Origin of the sequence: Paenibacillus ihuae (assembly GCF_001368795.1) — a bacterium.
GTDB lineage: Bacteria > Bacillota > Bacilli > Paenibacillales > Paenibacillaceae > Paenibacillus_AQ > Paenibacillus_AQ ihuae.
Genome location: NZ_LN831201.1, coordinates 235,312 through 237,885, shown reverse-complemented (window position 1 = coordinate 237,885; position 2,574 = coordinate 235,312). Strand labels below are relative to the sequence as shown.

At 55.7% G+C, this 2,574-nt stretch carries 3 protein-coding genes; all 3 read left to right on the top strand.

What is annotated here, in order from left to right:
* A partial coding sequence (locus AQR02_RS25490) for an ABC transporter permease (protein WP_082452083.1) occupies positions 1-733 on the top strand: 733 nt, incomplete at its 5' end.
* Between the two features lie 6 nt (positions 734-739).
* Complete coding sequence (locus AQR02_RS25485; protein ID WP_054943180.1) at positions 740-1,894, top strand: sensor histidine kinase; 1,155 nt, start codon at positions 740-742, stop codon at positions 1,892-1,894.
* Positions 1,891-2,493, top strand: coding sequence for a response regulator transcription factor (locus AQR02_RS25480; RefSeq protein WP_054943179.1), 603 nt, complete (start codon positions 1,891-1,893; stop codon positions 2,491-2,493). The genes AQR02_RS25485 and AQR02_RS25480 overlap by 4 nt, the downstream gene beginning before the upstream one ends.
* Positions 2,494-2,574: the final 81 nt, after the last annotated feature.

Sequence of the window (2,574 nt, the reverse complement as noted above, 5' to 3'; positions counted from 1 at the left end):
ATTAATGATGAACCAATGCAAGGCGGAGCTGCTGCGGATTCTGCGCAATCCCTATTACGTGTTCTGGTCTCTGATCATGCCGATTATGTTCTACTTTATCTTCACCAAAGTGGTGAATACGGGAGCAGAGGATGCCGGGCAGTGGCAGGCGCACTACCTGATGTCCATGTCGGCGTTCAGCGTGATGGGTTCATCCATTATGACACTCGGCATCCGGCTGGTTCAGGAACGCACCCAGGGCTGGAATACCTTCATCCGGATCACGCCGCTGCCGTCCTCTGTTTATTTCTTCGGCAAAATGTTCGGGCAGACGATTATGCACCTCTTCTCGGTCCTTTGTATTTTTGCAGCAGGTTATCTGATGAATGGATTGTCGCTTAGTCCGGCGGAGTGGCTGCTTAGCGGCCTCTGGATTGTAGCCGGAGCACTGCCGTTTATGGCTTTGGGGACATTAATCGGATTCATGAAGCGGGTCGATACAGCCAGCGGTGTCAGCAATGTCTTATATATGGCGCTGGCGCTGTTAGGCGGGATGTGGATGCCGCTGGATATTCTGCCGCAGGCGGTTCAGCGGATCGGCAGATGGCTGCCCTCCTACAACTACGGGGACGGTGCGTGGAGAGTGGTACAGGGAGGCCATCCGCAGTGGAGCGGGGTGCTGATTTTACTCGGATATCTGGCAATGTTTATGCTACTATTTGGATATATCCGAAAAAAACAGGAAGCGGTGTAATCCACGATGGCACGAAAACAGTTTCATATGTTTCCCCAACGATTCGGTTTTTTCCCGTATGTATGGCTGCTCTATCTGCTGATGCCGGCGTTTAACCTGCAGGCGGAGCACGGAGTCAAGCTGCTGCTCGGGGTTCTCATGCTGGTGCTCTTCGCCGTTACTTACCGCCAGTTGTACTGGGCAGGCAGCGGGAGAGCCTTTCATCTATGGCTGGGGCTTCAATTGCTGCTGGTCGTCGTGCTGAGCGTATTCTACACCCCTTATAATTTTTATCTCGGTTTTTATGCCGCGAACTTTATCGGCTGGTATACAGATAAGACATTATTCAGGCGTGCCTACACCGTGTTCGCCCTGTCTGTTCTGTTCCCGCTGCTCCTCTCTATGCGGAGCATGGAGCTGGGCAGTCTGGTGTTTCTGTTCCCGTTTCTGCTGATTATGCTGGTTTTTCCCTTCGGCGCCCGTTCTCTGACCAGCAACCGGCTGCTGGAAAGAAAGCTGGACCAGGCGAACGAGGTGATCAAAGAAATGGTAAAACGCGAGGAGCGGATGCGGATTGCCCGTGATCTGCATGATACGATGGGCCATACTCTGTCACTGATTACGCTGAAGAGCCAGCTCGTCGAAAAGCTGGCTGCGAAGGATCCTGAACGTGCGCAGGCGGAGGCGCGCGAGATTCAGCGTACCTCCCGCGCCGCGCTGCGCCAGGTGCGGGAGCTGGTGTCTGAGATGCGTGCCGTATCCGTAGCGGAAGAGCTGGCGGAGGCCGGCGAAATGCTGCGTTCGGCGGAGATTGCCCTCGAAATAGAAGGCGATGCATCCCTGGCGGGAATTTCTGATCTGACGCAGAATATTTTGAGCCTCTGCATCAAGGAGGCAGTGACGAATATAGTGAAACACAGCGGAGCGGACCGGTGCAGGATCATTATTGGAATTACAGAAGCCAACGTAAGGATTACCATTGAAGACAATGGGATCGGCCTGCGTCAGACCGGTGAAGCTGGCGGAGCCTACCGCGCGGGCAACGGACTAAAGGGGATGGCAGAGCGGCTGTCGCTGATGGACGGTTCTTTGACGCTTAGCCCAGGCGGCACCAGAGGCACCTCGTTGTCCGTGGTAATCCCGAGAATCGTGAAAGAAGGAAAGGAAGGGGTAACTGCATGATACGGATCGTTATTGCCGAGGATCAGCGCCTCCTTCGCGGCGCAATGGCCTCGCTCTTGGAGCTGGAGGATGATATTGAAGTTGCGGGGGAGGCTGGTGACGGCGCCGAGGCGCTTGCCTTAATCGAAAGAATCCAGCCCGAAGTCTGCCTCATGGACATTGAAATGCCGCTAATGAGCGGGCTTGAGGTAGCGGAGCTTCTGCGAGACAGGGGGGTTCCCACCAAAATCATCATCCTGACCACCTTTGCGCGGCCGGGGTATTTCCAGCGGGGGGTGAAGGCCGGGATTCAAGGGTATCTGCTGAAGGATGAGCCGGTAGACAAACTGGCCGAAGCGATCCGCCGCGTGATGCAGGGGCACCGTGAAGTCTCCCCTGAGCTGGTCTTCGGCAGCCTGCGGGAGGAGAACCCGCTGTCGGAGCGGGAACGTGAAATTCTGAAGCTCGCGGGCAAGGGGCAGTCTGCGGGCGACATTGCCAGCGGGCTGCATCTCTCCTATGGCACTGTACGCAACTACATCTCGGAGATCCTCAGCAAGCTGGAGGTCAAAAGCCGGATCGAAGCGGTGCGGCTGGCGGAGGAGAAGGGCTGGATCTAAGGGTTATCCGGCCATTCCAGGGACAGATTGATTTACATAACAAAAGCACTGCCGTCAGGTTGAAATGGACGGCAGTGCTTT